Raw genomic sequence first — 20,194 nt, forward strand, 5'->3', positions numbered from 1 at the left:
CGAGGATTGATCACAGAGCCCGTTCGATGCTCCACAGCGGCAGGTGTTCGAAGAGGGTGACGGCCTCCTCACGCCAGCGCGTGCGCCAGCCAGCAGCTTCGGCCGAAGCCAGTTCCGCACAACGACGCATGTCCGCCAGAAGCTTCTGCTCGACCCCGTGGCTGATGGCGATCTCCCGGACAGCGGCCACCGTCTCCGGCGTGCAGGAGGAGTCGCCGAGCGCGGCTTCCACCACCGCCTGCTCGGTGCCGCTCACGACCGCCAACAGAGCAGCAACGGTGTAGCTGCGCTTGCCGCTGCGCAGGTCACTGCCGGTGGACTTGCCCATGGTCTGCGTGTTGCTGAACAGGTCGAGGTAGTCGTCCCGCATCTGCTCGTAGATCCCGACGAGCCGCGCGTAGCGACGCAGTTCCGCATCGAAGCGGGCCGGGTCCTCACCCGCGGCAAGCAGACCCAGTTGCAGGGGGGCGAGAATCGAGTAGCGGGCGCTCTTGTAATCGGAGACGGCGTGCAGCAATTCCGCGGACGGGAGATCAGTGAAGTCCCGCTCGATGTCGGTGATCTGGCCCACGATCATGGAGGAGGCCGCTGCGCTCTGCACCCCGACCATCGCGTGGCGCACCGCGAGCGATGCCGGGGAGTCGAGGAGGACCCGCAGGGACAGAGCCAGCGCGAGGTCACCGGCGAGGATGGCGAGTCCGAGGGCACTCTGTGGGTGCTGGGGGAACTTCTCGCGGTAGGCGTAGTGGGTGGACGGCCCACCCCGGCGGACGGGGCCGTCGTCGATGATGTCGTCGTGGACCAGGGCGTGCGTCTGCAGCAGCTCGACGCTCAATGCGGCCTCCTCCAGGCCGCGCACCGGATCGGGTGTCACCAGGCGGGCCGCCTCGTAGAGCAATGCCACCCGCAGCCGCTTGCCGCCCCGCATCGACAGGTCCCGCAAGAGGTCGAGGCACTCGGGTACGAACCGGCTGGATGACGGCGCGTCGAAGGTGTCCGCCAGGGTGCAGAAGTACTGCTCGAACCGTGCGTTGAATCGGACTGCGCCGGCGGCGAAACGCTCTGCGACCTGTTCGGTGGGGAGTGCGGTGTCGGTCATGGGGAGACTTCCGTCCCTGATGCCGGGCACACGCGAGACCGCGGCACCCGGAACCGGATAGTGCTCTGTCCGGCAGGGTGTGCCGGACACTGTCATGGAGGTCAGGAGGTGTACTGGGTGGCGGTGACGGCCAGTCCGCGCAGCGCCCGGGACGCAGCCGACGGCAGCGCTGCCGCATCCAGCACCCGCAGGACCTGCTCGAACCGGGATGTGATCATGTGCTCGGTGCGCCGCCGCGTGCCGGTCTCCTCCAGGATGGCACGCACTTCGGCCGCCCCCTGTTCATCGAGATCGGCCCGGCCGACCAGCCGGCGCAAGTGACGCCGCTGCGCCGGAGTGGCCGCGCGCAGGCCCAGAGCCAGGAGAACGGTGTGCTTGCCCTCCCGCAGGTCCCCCAGACCGGGCGCGCAAGCACCGTCCGTGCTGCCGAAGACGTCCAGCAGATCGTCCCTGATCTGGAACGCCTCCCCCAGGGGCAATCCCAGCGCAGTGCATAGGTCCAGGGTGGTGTCGTCGGCGCCGGCGACGGCGGCTCCCAGCTGCAGCGGGCGCTCGACCGTTGCGGTGGCGGTCTTGTAGCGGACGATCCGCAGCGCCGCGTCGACGTCGTCATCGGGGCCGGCGCCCATCACGTCCAAGTACTGGCCGTACATCACCTCCTCCAGCATTGCGTCGTACAGGGCGTGCACCAGCCGGCGCCGCTGGAGAGGCAAGCCGGCGGTGTGCAGCAGCTCCTGTGCCCAGATCAGGGCAAGATTTCCGACTAGGAGGGCACCGCCGGCACCGAGCCGCTCCGCCCGCGAGGACGGACCGAGGCGCGTACGCAGGGCGCGGTGCACGGCAGGACGACCGCGACGGGTGGCCGAATCGTCCATGATGTCGTCGTGGATGAGCGCGAACGCCACGAACAGCTCCAGCGATGCCGCCACTCTCAGGACTGCAGCCCTGTCCTCCTCGCTCCCGCCTGCGGCATGCCAGCCCACCACGCACAGCAGGGCCCGGATGCGTTTCCCGCCCGCAGCAAGGAACTTCCGCAGGGTGTCCGCGACGTCTGGGGGATGACTCCTGTCGGAAGCCGCACGCGCCTTGTCCTCCAGGAACTCCTCCAGCACCGCATCGACCTGCTCCCGCACAGCACTCAGATCGATTTCTCGAACGTCAAGCACACCCGAAGTCACCGGCTGGACCTCCCCACAAGACGCACGGGCGAACGGCCGTGACTATGGGGCAACTGGAATCGACGGTCGCGGCGGGCCGATCGGAGCCGACTCTCTTCCGACCCCGTTGGTCCCTCCAACAGGATCAGCCACTTGATCTTCATGCCTCATCAACGACCAAGTCAGCTCCAGAACACGCCCTGACTGAAGCAGCGGCCATGAGCCAGATCGCCTGTACGAGCACCCACCGTCCTCGGGAACGAGCTCGGCGACGAGAACTTACACACGTCCATCAATTTCGGTCCAGGCCTGCCGCCCAGCGAGGGTCCAGGCAACCCAGCCCGATTGTTGAACCAACGGATCACGTACCGCACGGTGTCTTCGTCCGCCCGCGCCAACTCGGCGATGACCGGGACACGGTTGCCGCCGGCCGAGGCCAGGATCAACCGACAAGCTTCCTGGCACCATAGGTTGGTGCCCGCACCCTTCGAACGTCCTGTCATCATGCAGCGGAACCTGGCCATGTTGCTACGTGGCCTGGCAGGCAACCCCTCCGCACCACCAGAGGCTCTTGTTCGCCTCGCGGCGGCAAACATCGATCGAACCGAGCTCGCACGGCGCCGTGACCTGCCCGCGCAAGCCGCAGTGATCCTTGCCGACGACAAGGATGCGAACCTGCGGTCGGAGCTGGCTGCGAATCCGAATCTCCCGGACGAGGTCCAGATCGTCCTCGCCCGAGACGTCGACGCGCAGGTGCGTGGCCGGCTGGCGGAAGGTGCCGAGTACTTCACCACCGTCGGCGTGCACGCACCTCACTTCCCGGGGCCGTTGTCACACGACGTCTACGAAATACTGGCCCGAGACCCGCAGCCGAAGGTTCGCCGTGCCCTGGCATTCAACCGCCACCTGCCCGACGACATTCGGGCCAGGATGCTCGACGACGACGATGCGCGAACGGCCGCCATCGCCGCCGCCGAGTGGAGGCCTGCGCCGACCGCCCGGATCAGCGAACTCCTTTCACGGGTCACGGGAGCCTTCGGCCGAGAGCTGCTCTTGCTCCGTCTTGACGGTCCGCTCCCCACCGAGGCCGCCCGTGGCCTGCTCGCCGACATCGACTCCTCCACAGACCCGGCGAACAGCGCGGGGCTCCTACGACAGATCGCCGCAACCGCCGACCTGGACGCCGACCTGACCGACCGCTTCCTGACGGGCCCGCAGCTGCGCGCCGCAGCTGCGGCCAATCCGACACTGGACCCCGAGCATGTCGCTGCTCTGGCACACGATCCCGACAACCAGGTCCGCGCGGCAGTCGTCGCACGCCGCGGCCTCGACCCGGTGCTGCGTGAATCGGTATCGGTCGAGTACGACGACCGCAGCAGCGGCAACGCCGTCGATTGGCTGCTGGCCGAAGAGCTGTCCGAACCCGATCAGCTCGCCTTCGCGCGAAGCCGCCACCAAGTCTTCCGCAAGACGCTGGCCATGCGCACCGATCTGTCTGACGAGGCCGTCGGGATCCTCGCCGCCGACGAGAGCTTCGCCGTGCGGCTGTTCGTGTGCGAACGCCAGCCGAACGCACCCAGCTGGCTGCTGGCACACATTGCTGCCGACTGGAAGAGCTACAGCCGCTGGGACATGCTCGCCCACAAGAACTTCCCCGCCGATGCCGCCACCGCCCTGGCCCGCTCCGACGACCCGTATGACCGGGTCGTTGCCGCAGCACATCCTGGGCTTCCGATCGACACGATCGAGGCATTGCTGGCCGACGGCGCCGACTACGTGCGACGTCGAGCAGCGACCAACCCGTCAATTCCAACCGATCGGTTGATCGCTCTCCTCGAGGCCGACGAGCCAGCCGTCGTCTCCGGGGCAGCCGCGAATCGGACGCTTCTCGTCGTGACGATGCACCAGGTGCTCGACCAAGCCCGGCTGTGAGGATGTGCCCCCTGTTGACGGGCGGTACGTACCTGCATCACGTGCCCGAGGTGAAAATGAAAGGCGACGGCTCCGTCGCCCGCACGGCCGACATCCACGTTGCGGCCGGCTGGGACGTCGACCGGCTGCTGTGGGCAGCCAACTCGTCCGCCTGCACGCCGTGCAGCCCCGGCGAAGACGGTCACTGACGAACGACCAAGGCTCCGCCTGGCCCCGCGCCGCGCAGGCGGCCGTCCTTTCACATGGGTGGACGACGAGCAGAGTGAGCTGGATCAGGCCTACGTGACCGCCCACCACCATGGACGCGGGCTCCTCCACCACGTAAACCTGCGGATCGGCCTCCGGGAGCACGACTGCCACACGCTCGCCGGCTTCGCCCACTCCTGGCCAGCCCACGCGACAAGCAGGAGCGCTCTCTAACTGACGTCCACGATGTCGAGGCTCTCTGGCGACCTGCGGACGTCCTTCTTCAAGGCCAGGATGCCCGTTGATCCCTCTGCGGTGATCGTTCCACCGTCCCCCACGCAGCCCCGGCGCTGGCAAGTGCGTCTCCAGCCGGACCCACTCGGCACCCGTCAGATCACCCGCCCCGTGCGAGACACAACCAGCCGACAATCCGGCAGTCACAAGATCCGCCGCCGGGCAGAACCTAGAGCCAACGGTTGCTCGGATGCCTAACGGGACGTCAGCTTGCGACTGGGTAGTCCACTCCCCCGGCAGCAAGACTCGAGAGCACGCCTAGATACTCAGCCACGCAAGCTCACCCCTCTCGCTCTGCTGGCCGGGCTGCAAAGCCTGCCGGAGAACTGGGCACCCACACACGGCTCTACACGGGCGCAGCCAATCCGTACCAGTCAGATGGATTCTTGCGAGAGTGTGGGGCCCGGAGGATATGCGAGTACGCCCGATACCGCGAGCCGTTTGCTTGGTTGACCAGGCAAGGGCATCCAGCCGATTCACAGATTTTGCAGTTCCTCCTCGCAGCCTCAGCCGCCCCAGACGCTCGCGCGAGCTATCACAGCGTGATAAGCGCGGATCCCCACTGCCCCCATTAGGCCCCCTGAGCACTTCCGACCAAAGAGCGTGATCTTCATTGCTGGGAAGCCGCTTGTCGTCGGCAGTTGCAGTCGAGGGAGCGATCTTGATGCCGCCGTGACCAGAGCAGACGGTGCTCGAGGTCGTGGACCGGGCCGATCAATGGTCAACCTCGGCCAAGTCGATGAGCATGGGCGCCGTCTGGTGGTCCGCAACGGCTACCACCCAGCTCAGGAAGGTCACCACCGCGGCCGGGACGATCGAGGTGAAGGCCCCGCGGGTCAACGACAAGCGCGTCGACAAGGCCAACGGCGAGCGCAAGCGGCTCTCCTCGGCGATCCTGCCGCCCTGGCGCCGCAAGTCCCCGAAGATCAGCGAGATGCTGCCCCTGCTCAATCTGCACGGCTGTCCTCCGGCGACTTCGTGCCCGCCCTGGAGCAGTTCCTCGGCTCGAGCGACGGCCTCTCACCGGCGACAATCACCCGTCTCACCCAGCAGTGGCAGCAAGATCACGCCGCGTTCGGCGAGTGAGACCTGCCCACCAGCGACTACCTCTACGTCTGGGCCGACGGCATCCACCTGCACATACGACTGCGCGAGACGAAGTCGTGCGTGCTGGTGCTGATGGGCATGCGCACGGACGGCGCCAAAGTGCTGATCGCCATGAACGACGGCTACCGCGAATCCGCCGACTCCTGGGCCGACCTGCTGCGTGACTGCGCCCGCCGGGGCATGCGCGCTCCCGTCCCCGCTGTCGGCGACGGTGCACTCGGCTCTTGGAAGGCCCTGGCCGAAGTCTTCCCCGAGGCCCGCCACCAGAGGTGCTGGGTTCACAAGGTTGTCAATGTCGCGAATGCGCTGCCGAAGTCCCCCGACCTTCGCCACCGTACGTCTGCGAACAGAGGTCACGCGAGGCGCCGGCAGCGCGGGCCGCCGCCCTGGCCATGGTCTTCAAGCTCATCGAGTCCGCACAGGCCCGCCGACGGGCGGTGAACGCTCCCCGTCTCGTCGCCCTTGTCCGCGCCGAAGCCCGCTTCGAGGGCGGTCACCTTGTCGAACGCTCCGAGACCCTCGCGGCGTGATCGAAGCCGCGAGGATCGGAGCGACCGTCAGACGTGGAACTACTGCGCGCAGGACTGCTGCGAGGTGTGAGCGCGCAGGGCTTCTGTGAACCACGTGAACACCGGCGCCAGGCTAGGCGGAACGGGCCATCCGTTGATGACGGCCAGCAGGTGCCAGTAGCGTTCCGCGCGGGGGTCGCCGGCAATGTCCAGGCGTGTCAGCAGCCAGTGGCGCAAGTCGGCGTCGTCGGCGCGGCTGAAGGTTTGCGCGTAACGGGCGGTGAGGGCATCGATGATGGGTGCGGCCTCGGCCGAGGCCGGAGCGATGCCTGCATCGAGTGCGCGGCCGACGCTGTCGCGGACGGTCTCGGTGAGGTCGTGGTGCAAGCCGGTGACGTCGCCTTGGGCCCGCTCGGCTGCCTGGTACTGCGCCATGCGGCGGATGGCGGCGCGGAAGTCGGGGTCCTGGGTGAGTTCGGCGAGTTCCACCCAGGCGTCGACCTGATGTGGTTCGGGGTCGTCCGGCAGTTCGGGCATGGCCGAGCGCATCATGTCGACGAAGTCGGCGTTGGCGTCGAACCCGCCAAAGGTGTCGTCGATGAAGTCGGTGATGAGGCGTCGGCGTTCGTCGTCGGAGAGCTTGGCAAGCTTGTGCATGAGGTCCATTTCCTCGGGAGTGGAGCCGTTCTTGGCCACCGCTCGCAGCACCGCGCGCCGCAGTCGCAGAGTACGGATCTGCACCTCCAGGACATCGGCGTGCGCGGCCGCGACCTCGGGCACCGAAACCTCCCGCTCCAGCACCTGCCGGATGACAGCAAGGTCGAGCCCCAGGTCACGCAGGGTGCGTACCAGATCCAGACGCGCCAGTGCGCCGATGTCGTAGAGACGGTAGCCAGCCGGGCTGCGGTCCGTCGGCGGCACGATTCCCGTGTCGGAGTAGAACCGAATGGCCTTGACCGTCAGCCCGGTCCTCCGGGCCAGGGCCCCGATCGTGAAGAGCGTGTCGCCGTCCATGCCTGCACCTTCATGCCTCCCCCTACGGGAGACTCAAGCCCAGTCTCCCTGCTGATGTTTCCACCCCCTGGAGTCGCCCATCCACAGGTCCTGACAACCCGGGCCGGGCCGGGTTTCAGCGGGGCAGTCTCGCCTACAAGGCGCAGGCGGCCGGTGGTGTCGTAGCGGCCCAGAAGCAGGACCTGGGGGCGGTGCAGGGATCCGGTGATGACGCCGATGAGTGCTTCGGTGGTGTTCCTGCGGCGGACCTTGGTCCAGCCGCGCACACCTGGCCGGTAGCGGCCGGTCAGGCTCTTGACACCACGCCTTCGATGCCGGGGACGTCGGTCCACTCGTATAGCCACTCACCTGCGGTGGCGGGGTCCGTGGTCGAGGGGCACAGCGTCCACGGCGGCCCGAGCCGGTGCTCGGCGACTGCCCGGCGCGAGACTGGCGCCTCCTGTCGCTCCCGCCGCCCACCTCCCGCTGCGGCGTAGCAGGCTCCAGTCACCACGACCTCTGTGACGACTGTCGCGATGAAGACTTTGTTGTCGACTACGAAGTCGGCTGTGTTGCCCCACACTAGGCCGGGCTGAACCCGAGGGCCCACAAGCCCGTCACGGCTCCACGGGCCCCAGCCGCAGCAGCCGGACCGGCCACGGGGGCTGCTCGGCTGCCGGTCCGAACCAGACCCGGACGTCCTCCCCCGTACGGACGGGCAGGCGGGGGAAATCGTTCTCGGCGTGCTCGGTGCGGTGCAGGGCATGGGCCGTCCCCAGGTGCCGTTCCGCGTACGCGTCGAAGGCCACCGGGTCGGCGGGGTGGCACACGGACGCGAGCACGTCACCGGATCCAGGTGGCGGCAGGAAGCCCGGGCCGCGCAGCAGCAGGACGTCGTCGCTGTCGAGCATGGTGGCGTTGGCCGCGTCGCGATGCGCCGCCCAGACGGGGCCGGAGTAGAAGGTCTCCAGCGCGCGGCGGCGCTGCGCCATGCCGGGGAAGGCGCGCAGCCAGACGAAGCGGTCCGGGTCGTCCAGATCACGGAAACGGCCCCCGACGGTGATGCCGGCGGCCTGCTGTCCGGTCACGAACTCCCTCTCGAAGAGCGCGATCAAGGTATCCCGGGCCCCGGGACGCAGGGTGTACTGGCGGAGTTCGACGATGCTCATCCGGCGTGGTCTCCCGTACGCGTGAGGTCCATGATCCAGTTGAGTTCCCAGGAGCCGCCGTCGTCGGCGGAGAATTCCTGCTCCCAGCGGGCCGTGTCCGGGCCGAGGCGGTACCAGGTGAAGTGCACGCGGATCGGCCGGCCATCGTAAATGTCCTCACCGTGGAAGTCTCCCCGGTCACCCGTGAACCCGCCGGTCACCGGCGGATCCAGCCGTCCAGTCCGGCTGTCGGACCAGTGGATGGCCCATCGCTCGGTCTCGCGGTCGAACAGCCGCAGGGTCACGCCATGGCGGGCAAGGGTGGGGAAGGTGATCTCGTCGATGTTGCCGGCACCCCCGATGAGCGGCCGGACCGTCGCGTGCCCGGGGAACTCCTCCCAGGTTCCGGGACCCGGCCCGAGCGGTGTGGTGAGACGGCGGTTGGCCACGTCCCAGGCGCCGTGCAGGAAGTCGAAGTCGTCCATGCGCCGCAGGCTAGAACCGCTCCACTGACATCCTCTGTCAGTGGATACTGGCCGCCATGCGCGCGAGCCGTCTGGTCACCCTGCTTCTGCTGCTCCAGAACCGGGGCCGCATGACGGCCCAGCAGCTCGCACAGGAGCTGGAGGTCTCCGTACGGACCGTCTACCGGGATGTCGAGGCACTGGGATCCGCCGGAATCCCGCTCTACGGGGACGCCGGACACGCGGGCGGCTACCGCCTGGTGGACGGCTACCGGACCCGGCTCACCGGTCTGACCGCGGACGAGGCGCAGGCCGCGTTCCTCGCCGCACTCCCCGGCGCCGCCGCAGAGCTCGGCCTCGGCGAGGCGCTCGCCACCGCCCTGCTCAAACTGCGGGCCGCGCTCCCGGCGGAGGTCCGCGACCACGCCGGGCGGATCCGGGAACGCTTCCTGCTCGACGCCCCGGGCTGGTACAACGACGCCGACCGCACGCCATATCTGGCCGCCGTCGCCTCCGCGGTGTGGGACCGGCGGGCTGTGGTGCTGCGGTACCGGCGCTGGCGCGCGCCGGAGGAGATCGAACGGCGGGTGGAACCGTACGGGCTCGTGCTCAAGGCGGGCCGCTGGTACCTGGTCGCCGCCGGCGAGTCCGGGATCCGCACGTACCGCGTCGACCAGATCCTGGGGCTGGAGTCGCTGGCCGACGAGTTCACCGTCCCGGACGACTTCGACCTGACCCGGCACTGGAACAGTTACCTGACCGGCTACCGGGCCCGGCTCCACACGGACGAGGCTCTGGTGCGACTCACCCCGGAGGGCGCCCGGCGCCTCGGCGTCCCGTCCTCCGGCGACGGCTGGACAGAGGCCAGGGTGCCCATCGAGTCCGTCGACCACGCCCACGGAGCGTTCCTGCGGCTCGGCACCGACATCGAGGTCCTGGCCCCGGCCGAGCTCTGCGACCGTATCGCCGAGACAGTACGTGCCCTGGCCGCCCGGTACGAAGGGCGATCCCAGCGGGCGACGGCGGACGGCACGGACGGGGAGAGCACGGAGGCGTCGAGGCAGCGCCCTGCTTCGAGCGCCCCGGAGTCACGTAAGCACGCGTGAATCCGCTCGTCCCTGCTGCCACGCTCAGCGAGGCTTCTGCCCGTCACGAGGAGCCCCACCGGCGACACCGCACGCCGGCTCCGGATGGTGTTCCGGTGGGCGGCGACGGCCGAGGCGGCGCTGGGGCAAGGAGGCGTCACGGGATACAGGGGGTCGACCCACGCCGGTCGGCGAAGGGGCCTATCTTCTTGGCATGGATCACGAGGGAGAATTTCGCCGAGCAGCCCTTGAGCTGGGCATTCCGGACGACGAGATCAGCCGCTTCGACCGGCACCTTCGTCTGTCGATCGGGTTGTCCGCGGGTGGCGGCGGCCGTGTGGTCGGGCAGCTCGGCGGGCTGCCCCGGCTTCCGGTGGGCATGAAGTGGCCGTCCGCCGGGGACATTCCGCTGCCGTTGCTCCTTTCTGTCGACTGCGGGGCGCTGCCGCGCGTCGACGGCTTCGATCTGCCGGGGGACGGGACGCTGCTCTTCTTCGTGGACCAGGAGAGGGATCACCAGGACAGCTCCGGGAAATACGCCCGCGTCGTATACGTACCCGAAGGCACCGACACCGCGGTCGTGGAAGCCCCCAGCTCCCGGTGTGTCCGCGAACCTGTCGCGGTCGGCGCCGAAATCGGAGCCGAGCTGCCCCTGTGGCTCCAGGAGCGCGACGAGGACGAGGCCTGGCACGAGTTCTGGGAAGACCTTGAGTGGGAGGACATGTCGTCCTTCCAGCAGCAGTTGGTCCGGTACATGGAGCATGACCTGCCGCACCTGGACGAACTCCGGGCGCTTGCCCACGACCTCTGGCCGTCCGGCAGCGGCATCGTCATCGGCGGGTACGCGGATCACGAGGTGATCGCCGGCATCGCGGAACAGACCCTCGCGGGACGTGAAAAGGCAGGCGAGATCCCGGCCATCCCGATCGCGAAGTGGTCCTCCCGCCTGGAGGAGGAGAGGCACCGGTTGACGAGCGAATGGATCGCGCTCGCCGGTGAAGCGCGGTCCTATGAGGAGTACCGCACCAGTTTCGTGATCCGCCACGACGACCTGGCCGCCGCGCGAGTGGACAGGGTGCTGTCCGTCACCGGTTTCGAGGCCCCGTGACCGCGTCCGTCCCATCCCTACGCGCGCAAGGCCCCCGACGGCGGTCGGAGCGGGGCTGACGCAGGCAAGTTTCCAACGACACCGGCTCGGATGGAGTGGTGCGTTCACGCATGGGTCCTGGAGCAGCCGGGACGCATCGAAGAGGCTCTCGGCCTGCTTCGGGCCGACGCCGACGCGGACGTACGGGAGGCGGCCGCGCTCCTCATCAGGCACGGTCGTGCAGACGAGGCGATCGACAGCATGCCCGCCATCGCCGATCCGCGTGCAGCCAGCCGTTGGGGTAGCACCGCCCCGCGCAAGTCACCTGGCCTCCGCCAACTTGAACACCGCAGGTCACGAATGTGGTGTGACTGGTCCTCGGGGTGGTCACTCCGGTCTTGGGCTGCCGTCTGGGGTGAGATCGTCCGGCAGGGCGGCCATGCCGATGAGTTCAGCTTCTGCGCACGGTCTACCCGTCGACACGACCGTTCACGAGAGGAGTGCCATGTCCACCATCCAGCCAGTGATCCTGACTGCCGACCAGGACGTCCTGCTCGGCTTCTACACGAAGCTGTTCGGCGCCGAGGAGGTCTTCCGGGTACCGGAGGACGGGCCGGCCATCTACCGCGGCCTGCGCATCGGGGACACCGACCTCGGGCTGGTGACCAGGACGGACCTGGAGGCCGGGGCGGCACCGCGGATCCTGCTCAGCATCGGTGTCGACGACGTCGACGAGACGCTCGGCCGCGTGGCGGCTCTGGGCGGCTCGGTCCGCGGCGGCCCCGACGACATGCCGTGGGGACAGCGCGTCGCCCATATCCAGGACCCCGACGGCAACCCGGTGAACCTCACCCAGCCGATCCTGGCCCAGTGACACCGTTCCCCGTGATCCAGGAGCGCGGGCAGAGGAAGCGGCTTTGCCACTGTGTACCTCTGCGCATAGGCGAGTACGCCGACATCGACCGCTGCGGCGCCCGCGTCTGGGGCCATGCACAAAGAGTCCCCCGGTCCGATCCCGGCACCGCGATGGGAGGTCACCCGCGATCTGGCCGGAACTCCGGACCAACGCAGCCGGACGAAGGGCTGTGCCGGAACGTCCAGTCGCCCTTCGGGAGCATGACCAGCAAAGGGCGAGGGGCTTTGCGGGGTGCCGGGCGTGATGTCCATCCGGCTGGCACCCGTTCGGATGGGGCGCACACCGGATGGCTGGTGGCCCCTGCTGTTTCTAGGCTCGGGCCATGATCTCTCGTCGTTCGTGGTTATCAGCTGCGGTGTTGGCGCTGGCTGTGTCATCACTGCCGTCCTTTGCGGCTTCGGCCGCGCCACGCCCTTCCTCCGGCACGGCTTGGTCTGTGCAACGTGACGCCGACGCGCTGCGGGACACCGGAGTCACAGGAGTAGCGGTTCGCCTGGAGACCCCGCGCCTGACAGTCACTGCCCGTTCCGGGGTGGGGGATCTGGTCACTCGCCGCCCGGTTCCGAAGGACAGCTACCTGCGTCTGGGCAGTACCACCAAGACGTTCGTCGCCACCGTCATGCTGCAACTGGTGGGCGAAAAACGGGTCTCCCTCGACCAGACGGTGGAGGAGCTGCTGCCCGGGGTCGTGTCAGGCGCTGGAAACGACGGTCGGGCCGTCACCCTCCGCGACCTGCTGCGGCACACCAGTGGCCTGTCCGATTACATCTATGACGTCTTCCCCGACCCCAGTACCCGGACCTATTTCGCCAACCGGTGGCGTGCCTATAAACCCGAAGAGCTGGTGGGACTGGCCATGCGCCATGAACCTGCCTTCCCGGCAGGCACCCGCTGGGCGTACTCCAACACGAATTATGTGCTGGCCGGAATGATCATTGAGAAGATCACAGGCCGCACCTGGGAACAACAGGTCCACGACCGCATCCTGCGCCCGCTAGGCCTGCAGCACACCGACACCCCCGGCACGTGGCCCTTCCTTCCGTATCCGCATGCGGCCAACTACCAGCAATTCGTCGCGAACGGGCCGATGGTCGACACCACCATCCCCTACCGTCCCTTCGACAGCGGGGCCGACGGATCCATGACCGGCACGGCCCGAGACCTCAACCGCTTCTTCAGCGCGCTGACAAGTGGGCAGTTGCTGAAGCCCGCCGAACTCGCCGCCATGCAGGACACTGTGCCGGTGCCGCAGGACAGCGGTCACCCGGAAGGCACCCGGGACGGACTGGGCCTGTTCTTCACACCCCTGTCCTGCAGTGGCGGCTACCTCGGGCATGGAGGAAGCGGCTTCGGATACGTCGTCCGAGCAGCGACAACCCTCGACGGACAGCGCACCATCACCGTCTCCGCGCACAGCCGCTCCGCGGACGCGCAGACCGCGGCGCATCAGGAAGCCGCATTGCGCGACCTCATCGACCACGCCCTGTGCCGCACCACCTGAACCCAACGGCCGACGCCTCGCCCGGATGAAATCCGTTGGTGCACACCGCCCACCCGACGGGATCATGAACGGCCGCCGCCCCCACGCCCGGACCGCGGCCGTTCATGCACCGCCCCGGGAGGGACCTGTATGCGCCTTGCACCGACAGTCCGACGCGTATTCGGTGACGGCCCGTTCGCCGGGATCGGAGAACCTGCACTGGCCGTCGTCGACGAGGGCTCGCGGATGGTCGCTGTGGGTGGAGACCTGGGACATGTCCAGTGGAGCGGCAGCGGGACCGCGGACTTCGGATGGACGGGGCACCGGATCGGGGTCCATGAGCGGGACGGGCTGCGCTGCCGGCACCTGGTGCGGTCCTGGTTTCCCGTTCGGTCTCTCGCCTTTCACCCCGTGCTGCCCCTGTTGGCCGTTGGTACGGGACGCTACGACGGCGGCTACTCCTTCGAAGGCGAACTGCTGCTGATCCACCTGGACTCCGGCGATGTCGTGTCCGCTCTGGAGTACCCGCGAGAGGTCCTCGGCGTGGAATGGCGCAGCGAGACGGCGCTTCGTCTGCTGCTTGCCCCGTGCGATGACTGGGAGAACCCTCAGGCACACGAGCAGGGGCACGCGGTCGTTGTCGATCGTGCGGACTGGGGTGCCGTCGCGCAGGGGTCGATCGGCGCCCAGGAGCTGGCTGCTCCCGCGGAAGCGGTCGTCCATCCGGATCACAGCGCTGAGGCCCGCCGGATCCTCTCGGACCTCGCGGCTTCGGCCGGTCGGCAGTGGTCCGTACGCCGACGGGTGTGGGCTGTCGAAGCGATGGAGGACGGCCGTGTGCTTGCCGCTCTGGACGGAGTGCTGGCGGAGTCCTGGCATCCGTCGGGAGACCTGGAGTGGGCGGTCGAGGACGAGGAAGGCGGCCGACAGCTGGTTCTGGCTTCCGACGGCACATCGGTCTGGACGAACGCCGAACGCCGAACGCCATGGTCGCCGCAAGGGGAGAAGCTGGGAGCCGTCCCCATCTCGGGTGGTCCGAATCGCTGTCGACACGGGGCAGGTGCTGGAGACCCTCAGCCCGGATGGGCCTGCGGTACTCGTCGCAGGCGGCCGGGGAACGATCCTCAGGCTGGCGAACGGTCACCGCAAGCGTCCCCAACGGCTGCTGATGTTCGGGCTCGACGGTCCGGTGAACGGTCCGGAGGCCGGCGCTTTCGACCTGATCAATCACTCGTTCCCCGTCCGTCACGCGAGTCGCCCGTACGTCCTGATCGGCACGGACCCGGCAGAGCCGCACACGGAAAAGTGGGTCACCGCCGTGAGCGCCGACGGGACGTTGCGGCAGCTCTTCGCGCACTCCTGGGTGCCGGCGGAGCATCATTTCGGCGGGCCTGCGGTCGAGATCGGGCGGTCCCCGGTCCATGCCGGCTCCGTCCACCGCGGTCAGGAGCTCCAACCCGGTGGCGCCTACGTCGTGCGCCGTTCCCTGAACGGCTCGGTGCAGTGGCAGCACCGTGCTGATCATCCCGTCACCGCCCTCGAAACCGACGGGGACACCGTCTACGTGGCCTGCAACTCCGGGTCCCTGACGGCACTGGACGCCGAGAGCGGCGCGGTGCGATGGGATACCGAGCTGCAGGTCGAAGGAGCACCGACCACCGCACTGTCCCTGGCTGTCACGCCCCACGGGCACCTGCTCGTCGGGACCGTCGACGGCCGGATCCTGGAGTGCACCCTTCAGCTGTGACCCGGTGAGAGGGGCCTGTATGACGGACCGCTCACCGAACTCCCCAGCGCGGTGTGCTGGACGCCTCCAGCCGGACATCGGGGTGTAGCGGACAGACCCATTCCTGACAGACCCAGCCCCCCCACGGCCTTCGTACTGGTCAAGTACCTCTTGGCCGGAGCACAGGATCAGACGAAGGCCGTGTTCGCGTCCCCGGAATCCTCGTACGAGCGATCACGTTCAGGACATCGTTGGAGGTCAGAAGCGAAGATGCGGTCTCAGCGGAAGGCGGCACCATTCTCCGACGCCCATTGCTGGAACGATCTGGCCGCGAACCCGGTGACCTGCGCGACGGTGTCTCGCACTCTCAGCAGTTCGTCATTGATGTCCCCGCCCATCAAGTCGAGGACGGCATCCGCTGTCTCGTCGCCCATGAAGGAAGCCATCTGCCGGTGGGCCGCCTCCCGGCCGATCTCGATGAAGGCCACCTCACGCCCCAGTGCGGCAGCGATGGCCGCGGCCTGCCGTCGGGCCGTGACGCACTCGGGCCCGGTCAATGCATACGTCTGCCCCTGGTGGCCCGGCTCGGTGAGCGCTGCACGGGCCACCGCCGCGATGTCTGCGGGGTGGATGGTCGGGAGGCCGATATCCGCATACGGCGCTCGGACCACGCCCTGATCCCTGACCGACTGCACCCACCACAGGGCGTTCGAGGCGAACTGCGTCGGCCGCAGTATGGTCCAGGCCATGCCGCTGTCCCTGAGCAAACGCTCAACAGCCAGGTTGGCGCCGGCCGCGGGAAGGTGCGGATGAGTCTGCACCGTGATCGACGACACGAGCACCACGTGCTCCACGCCCGCCTGCCGGGCAGATGCCAGGACCTCCGCTTCCGCACCCATGCCCGACAACAGGAACAGGGAGCGCGCTCCCTCCAGCGCGGCCTTCAGGGAATCCGCCCGCGCGAGATCGCCTTCAGCCCATTCGACCCCTTCAGCGAACGAGGCCTGTCCCGCATCACGGGTCAGCCCTCGCACAGGTGCGGCACCCGCCAGGCGCAACTCCCCCAGCAGAGCACTTCCGATGTTCCCGGTCGCGCCGGTCACAAGGATCATCGCCATCTCTTCCTGTCATCAGCCGGTGATCGCGTTCACGAAACGCTAGAACCTCAACTTCGCTTGAGGTCAAGGCGCCCACCCCGTGCCTCAGGCTGAATGAGGCGAGCCCGGCACCGGCACCCCTGGCAACCCGAGCCAACCTCAGGCCACCGCCTCCCGGTGGGGCAGGTCGACTGGGAACTGACCCGTGACCCACCGGAATGCCGTGCTGCCCGGTGAGGAACAATTGCCGGATGACAACTGATGCCTCCCACAGACCTGACCCCGCGCGCACGGCCGTGATCACCCCCACCGGAGAATTCGACATGGTCTCCCTCGTGCCGTTGGAGGCGGAGATCGAGAGGGCACTCACCCAGCACGACAGCATCGTGCTGGACGCCAGCGGCATCACCTTCGGCGACTCCATGTTCATCAGGCTGGTCATGACCACCCATCACCGCACCGACCTGCGCATCGCCGCCCCCTCCCCTGTCGTCACCCGGCTCTTCGGCCTGATCGGCGCGGACAGCGTCCTGCGCATCTACCCCACCCTCGAAGACGCCCTGAACGCATAACTCCACCTGCCTCACGCAACATCGGACGTCAGCGCCCCTGCGGCTCCCCTGTCAAGCGCACCGCTCCCCGCCAGCTCGAAGACACTGACGGCGAATCCGGCCCGTCGAGTCCTGCTCGGCGGGCCGGAGGGCTGCCAGGCGGGATGTGCGGGTGCGGGACCGCGGGGTGTCGGTCCACCAGGCGCTGAGACGGTGGAAGGCGCGGCCTCAAGTCGTTGGAGGAGGCACGTCAGCCGCCCGCCCCGGCGGAGGATCACGGCATCCGTCCGACAATTCCGTTGTACGGGCTCGACGTTGTGAGAGATCATGCGCGTTCGTGACCTCCCGAGCAGATGAACCCCTCCACGACACGGCCCCAGCCGCCCCTGCCGCGGCCATCACCCCCTCCGCTCCGGCGCACCGGGACGGCAACGTCCTGCGCTGGCTGATCGCCTACACCTTCTCCGTGGTCGGCGACGCCGCCTACTTCGTGGCGCTCGGTTGGGCCGCGCAGAAGGTGGCCGGACCGGCCCAAGTCGGCCTGGTGATGGCGGTCGGCGCGATACCCCGGGCGATCCTGATGCTCGGCGGCGGAGTGATCGCCGACCGGTTCGGCCCGCGCAGGGTGGTCATCTCCTCCGATGCGGTCCGCGCTGTGGTGATCCTCTCGGCCGCCACAGCGCTCGCGTTCAGCACCCCCGGCCTCTGGTTGCTCGTCACGCTGGCGCTCGTCTTCGGCATCGTGGACGCACTGTTCATGCCGGCGGTCGGAGCCATGCCGCCCCGGCTCACCGGCCGCGACCAGCTGATGCGGCTGCAGAGCCTGCGCAATCTGGTTCAGCGGTCCGGCCACATCGCCGGCCCGCCACTCGCTGGGTTCTCGATGGGGCTCGGGGGCCCCGCCGCCGCGTTCGCCGTGACCGGTGTCCTCTTCACCCTCTCCCTGTTCCTCCTGGTCGCGGTGCGGCTCGCCCCGCTCCCGCCCGAGGAACAGCCCGCCGCGGACTCCACCGCCCGCCGCGACCTGGTCGACGGTCTCGTCTACCTGCGCCACGAGCCCGTGGTCGGCCCGCTCGTCCTCTCCGGACTGCTGTCCATGATCGGCTGCATCCCGCCGATGGCGATCGGCGTGATCATGCTCGCCGAGGAACGAAACTGGGGCCCCTCCGGCGGTGCCTGGGTGAACGCCGCCCTCAGCGCAGGCGTCTGCACGACCTCCCTCCTGCTCGTCGTACGCGGCCGCTTCCCCCGGGCCGGCCACTGGCACAACGTCACCCTGCTCGTCGCCTCCGCCGGCATCGGTCTGATCGGCGTCATGCCGAACCTCGCCCTCGCGGTCGCCGTGGCACTCGTCTCCGGCCTGGTCTCCGGTCTCTGCGGCGGTCTGGCCCTGGCCCTGATGCAGGCCAACACCGCCCTCGCCTTCCAGGGCCGGGTAGCCTCCGTCCAGGCGCTCAGCGCGGTCGGAATCACCCCCGTGATGTTCCCGATCTTCGGCCTCCTCGTGGAAGAGTGGGGCGCCGGCCCCACCTTTCTCCTCTTCGGCTGCATCAGCATGCTCGGCGCCACGGTCTCCACCGCCTCCCACGCCGTCCGCCATGCCGTCCTGGACTTCACGAAGACCACAGACTGACTCCGGCCCCCGCCGGGCCCCCGACGAGCTCGTGTCCGGTCAGCGTGGGACGCGAACGGCGAGCTCGTCGTACCGGGAGGCGACCGCGCGCTGTCTGTTGGGGCGGTTGATCCCGCACTCGACCTCCTTGCCGGGCGGAGGACGTCCACGCGCAGCTCTTCGCCGACCTGATGACCGGCCTCGGCCTCGACCCGGCGTACGGCCGCTGCCCCGTCGCCACGCCCCCAGGCTCCGGCTCCGGCTCCGTCTGGCTCCGGCTCCGGCTCCGGCTCCGGCTCCGGCTCCGGCTCCGGCTCTGGCTCCGGCTCTGGCTCTGGCCACCGTCAACCTGATGTCCTCATCGGTCCGCACCGGCGGCTGCGCGGCACGCCGGCCGGACACTTCGCTATTTCTCGGCGCCGGGGCGGGGCAGTCCTTGTCCTGCCGTCACCCGAGCGCACGCCCCGGTGGGCGTACCCGCCGGGGCGGTGCCATGTTTCGGGCGTGGCCTCCCGGCAACCCGGTTGGTGGCCCCGGACCGGGCCCGAGGGCCGAGGACGACAGCGAGGAGGACAACCTCATGCCGGCAGGATCGAGCCCCAAGCGTGAGCGTCAGTACGAGCACGTGAAGGAGAGTGCGGAGAAGCGTGGCACGTCCGAGAAGCGTGCCAAGGAGATCGCCGCTCGCACCGTGAACAAGGAGCGTGCCCGCTCCGGCGAGTCGAGGACGGCGAGCAGAACGTCCACGCGCGACCCCAAGTCCGCCTCCGAGCGTGGCGGTCAGCGCTCGCACAAAGGCGCGCAGGGCCGCACCAAGGACCAGCTGTACCAAGAGGCCAGGAAGAAGAACATCGAGGGCCGCTCCAAGATGAACAAGGAGCAGCTCCTGAAGGCCGTCGACCGCTGAACCACCGAGGCATGGCGGAAGCTTTGTGCGCGGACCGGACGGCCCGCGCACAAAGCTTCCGGTACGAGGGAGGGACACCACGCCTGGCCGGCGGACGAGGACTGCTGACGCTGTGGTCGTTCGTCTGGTGGTTCGTGCTTCCCCGCCGTGAGCCGCGTGACGACCTGACCTCGCAGCAGGAGCACCTCGACTTCAAGGTGCGGGACATGGAAGCAGCCCAAGCGCGAGGTGCTCGCCTTGGAGGCCACACCGCTCGACCTCGACAAAGACGACGGCGGCAAACGCGACTTGGTCGACGGCGCCGCCGTACACGCCGGAGATGGAGAGGGTGCCGCCCCGGCGCACCACGTCGATGGCGGTGAGGAGGGCGCCGAGGCGGTCGATCCCCGCGCGCTCCATGAGTTTGCGGCCGCCGCGTTCGGAAGAAGCCGGTGGCCCACTGGCCCGCCTTGCCGATCGGCGGGCCGATGGTGTGGGCCTCCATGCCTGTTACTGAAGGGTGCCCGCGTCCTGCCTTCAGAAGAAGTGCTTGCGTCCACCCACCGCGCGACCGGTCGCACCCAGGATCCACAGGATGGCGCCCACCAGAATGAGAATGCCACCGATCGTCGTCAACAGGCCCATGCCGACAAGCAGGCCGATGATCAGCAGAATCAGTCCAAGAACGATCATCTCAATACCCTTTCGTCAATTCCGACTCAGACGTGTGTGCGCATAGCCTCACAACGACCTAAGTGCCACTTGACCGGAAGATCCCGACCAGCTCCGAATGTCAGGACTTCAGTTCGATAGCCCTTGTGCCCGGCGCCCCCGTGTTCACACACTCAGTCGAAACTTCGTTCAA

The 20,194-nt window shown here is 68.5% G+C and carries 18 protein-coding genes and 5 pseudogenes; 13 read left to right on the forward strand and 10 right to left on the reverse strand.

Annotated features, from left to right (window positions below):
* Positions 1 to 10: 10 nt before the first annotated feature.
* The 3 genes and pseudogenes from AMK10_RS31025 to AMK10_RS38310 form a co-directional block, all read right to left on the reverse strand.
* Entirely contained in the window at positions 11 to 1,099 is a 1,089-nt protein-coding gene (locus AMK10_RS31025) for a polyprenyl synthetase family protein (protein WP_073752114.1), read from the reverse strand.
* A gap of 101 nt (positions 1,100 to 1,200) precedes the next feature.
* On the reverse strand, positions 1,201 to 2,277 hold the full coding sequence (locus AMK10_RS31030) for a polyprenyl synthetase family protein (RefSeq protein WP_073752115.1): 1,077 nt from the start codon (positions 2,275 to 2,277) through the stop codon (positions 1,201 to 1,203).
* 277 nt (positions 2,278 to 2,554) lie between these two features.
* A pseudogene (locus AMK10_RS38310) lies at positions 2,555 to 2,702 on the reverse strand (helix-turn-helix domain-containing protein); the annotation flags it as partial.
* Positions 2,703 to 2,730: 28 nt separating this feature from the next.
* Here AMK10_RS38310 and AMK10_RS31040 point away from each other — a divergent pair.
* The 3 genes and pseudogenes from AMK10_RS31040 to AMK10_RS38315 form a co-directional block, all read left to right on the forward strand.
* A complete protein-coding gene (locus tag AMK10_RS31040) occupies positions 2,731 to 4,188 on the forward strand; it encodes a hypothetical protein (RefSeq protein WP_241839732.1) in 1,458 nt (485 codons plus the stop codon).
* A gap of 14 nt (positions 4,189 to 4,202) precedes the next feature.
* Positions 4,203 to 4,376 carry a hypothetical protein gene (locus AMK10_RS37830; protein ID WP_198959830.1) on the forward strand — a complete coding sequence of 58 codons (174 nt, stop codon included), beginning with the start codon at positions 4,203 to 4,205 and terminating at the stop codon, positions 4,374 to 4,376.
* A 34-nt stretch (positions 4,377 to 4,410) separates the two neighbouring features.
* Positions 4,411 to 4,608 (forward strand): annotated as a pseudogene (locus AMK10_RS38315) (hypothetical protein); the annotation flags it as partial.
* A 63-nt stretch (positions 4,609 to 4,671) separates the two neighbouring features.
* Here AMK10_RS38315 and AMK10_RS38785 read toward each other — a convergent pair.
* Positions 4,672 to 4,803 (reverse strand): annotated as a pseudogene (locus AMK10_RS38785) (transposase); the annotation flags it as partial.
* A 597-nt stretch (positions 4,804 to 5,400) separates the two neighbouring features.
* Here AMK10_RS38785 and AMK10_RS31050 point away from each other — a divergent pair.
* A pseudogene (locus AMK10_RS31050) lies at positions 5,401 to 6,305 on the forward strand (IS256 family transposase); the annotation flags it as partial.
* Between the two features lie 39 nt (positions 6,306 to 6,344).
* On the opposite strand, the gene AMK10_RS31055 reads toward AMK10_RS31050, so the two are convergent.
* From AMK10_RS31055 to AMK10_RS31065, 3 genes are all read right to left on the reverse strand, one after another.
* Complete coding sequence (locus AMK10_RS31055; protein ID WP_073752117.1) at positions 6,345 to 7,298, reverse strand: MerR family transcriptional regulator; 954 nt, start codon at positions 7,296 to 7,298, stop codon at positions 6,345 to 6,347.
* A gap of 596 nt (positions 7,299 to 7,894) precedes the next feature.
* Positions 7,895 to 8,446: an NIPSNAP family protein gene (locus tag AMK10_RS31060; protein WP_073752118.1), complete on the reverse strand. Its 552-nt coding sequence runs from the start codon at positions 8,444 to 8,446 to the stop codon at positions 7,895 to 7,897.
* Entirely contained in the window at positions 8,443 to 8,910 is a 468-nt protein-coding gene (locus AMK10_RS31065) for a hypothetical protein (protein WP_073752119.1), read from the reverse strand. Before AMK10_RS31065 ends, AMK10_RS31060 begins: the two co-directional genes overlap by 4 nt.
* A 56-nt stretch (positions 8,911 to 8,966) precedes the next feature.
* Here AMK10_RS31065 and AMK10_RS31070 point away from each other — a divergent pair, with 56 nt between their 5' ends.
* From AMK10_RS31070 to AMK10_RS38320, 5 genes are all read left to right on the forward strand, one after another.
* On the forward strand, positions 8,967 to 9,995 hold the full coding sequence (locus tag AMK10_RS31070; RefSeq protein WP_073752120.1) for a helix-turn-helix transcriptional regulator: 1,029 nt from the start codon (positions 8,967 to 8,969) through the stop codon (positions 9,993 to 9,995).
* A 193-nt stretch (positions 9,996 to 10,188) separates the two neighbouring features.
* Positions 10,189 to 11,082 (forward strand): DUF1963 domain-containing protein, encoded by an 894-nt coding sequence (locus AMK10_RS31075; RefSeq protein ID WP_073752121.1) that lies wholly within the window; start codon positions 10,189 to 10,191, stop codon positions 11,080 to 11,082.
* 484 nt (positions 11,083 to 11,566) lie between these two features.
* Entirely contained in the window at positions 11,567 to 11,935 is a 369-nt protein-coding gene (locus tag AMK10_RS31080) for a VOC family protein (protein ID WP_073752122.1), read from the forward strand.
* 364 nt (positions 11,936 to 12,299) lie between these two features.
* Positions 12,300 to 13,478, forward strand: a complete 1,179-nt coding sequence (locus AMK10_RS31085; RefSeq protein WP_198959831.1) for a serine hydrolase domain-containing protein — start codon at positions 12,300 to 12,302, stop codon at positions 13,476 to 13,478.
* Positions 13,479 to 14,487: 1,009 nt separating this feature from the next.
* A complete protein-coding gene (locus AMK10_RS38320; RefSeq protein WP_241839734.1) occupies positions 14,488 to 15,204 on the forward strand; it encodes an outer membrane protein assembly factor BamB family protein in 717 nt (238 codons plus the stop codon).
* 257 nt (positions 15,205 to 15,461) lie between these two features.
* On the opposite strand, the gene AMK10_RS31095 is transcribed toward AMK10_RS38320, so the two are convergent.
* On the reverse strand, positions 15,462 to 16,295 hold the full coding sequence (locus AMK10_RS31095) for an SDR family oxidoreductase (protein WP_073752864.1): 834 nt from the start codon (positions 16,293 to 16,295) through the stop codon (positions 15,462 to 15,464).
* A gap of 236 nt (positions 16,296 to 16,531) precedes the next feature.
* On the opposite strand from AMK10_RS31095, the gene AMK10_RS31100 reads away from it, so the two are divergent.
* From AMK10_RS31100 to AMK10_RS31110, 4 genes and pseudogenes are all read left to right on the forward strand, one after another.
* Entirely contained in the window at positions 16,532 to 16,852 is a 321-nt protein-coding gene (locus AMK10_RS31100) for an STAS domain-containing protein (RefSeq protein ID WP_198959832.1), read from the forward strand.
* A gap of 316 nt (positions 16,853 to 17,168) precedes the next feature.
* Entirely contained in the window at positions 17,169 to 18,464 is a 1,296-nt protein-coding gene (locus tag AMK10_RS31105; RefSeq protein WP_241839735.1) for an MFS transporter, read from the forward strand.
* A 131-nt stretch (positions 18,465 to 18,595) separates the two neighbouring features.
* Positions 18,596 to 18,851, forward strand: a pseudogene (locus AMK10_RS38790) (hypothetical protein); the annotation flags it as partial.
* A gap of 172 nt (positions 18,852 to 19,023) precedes the next feature.
* Complete coding sequence (locus AMK10_RS31110; RefSeq protein WP_073752125.1) at positions 19,024 to 19,350, forward strand: plasmid stabilization protein; 327 nt, start codon at positions 19,024 to 19,026, stop codon at positions 19,348 to 19,350.
* A gap of 192 nt (positions 19,351 to 19,542) precedes the next feature.
* Here AMK10_RS31110 and AMK10_RS38795 read toward each other — a convergent pair whose 3' ends face one another.
* The gene (locus AMK10_RS38795; RefSeq protein WP_073752126.1) at positions 19,543 to 19,749 is read right to left on the reverse strand and encodes a hypothetical protein; all 207 of its coding nucleotides are present in this window, start codon (positions 19,747 to 19,749) and stop codon (positions 19,543 to 19,545) included.
* Between the two features lie 117 nt (positions 19,750 to 19,866).
* Positions 19,867 to 20,022 carry a hypothetical protein gene (locus AMK10_RS37185; RefSeq protein WP_003968543.1) on the reverse strand — a complete coding sequence of 52 codons (156 nt, stop codon included), beginning with the start codon at positions 20,020 to 20,022 and terminating at the stop codon, positions 19,867 to 19,869.
* Between the last annotated feature and the right edge of the window lie 172 nt (positions 20,023 to 20,194).

Origin of the sequence: Streptomyces sp. CB02058 (assembly GCF_001905505.1) — a bacterium.
Classification (GTDB): domain Bacteria; phylum Actinomycetota; class Actinomycetes; order Streptomycetales; family Streptomycetaceae; genus Streptomyces.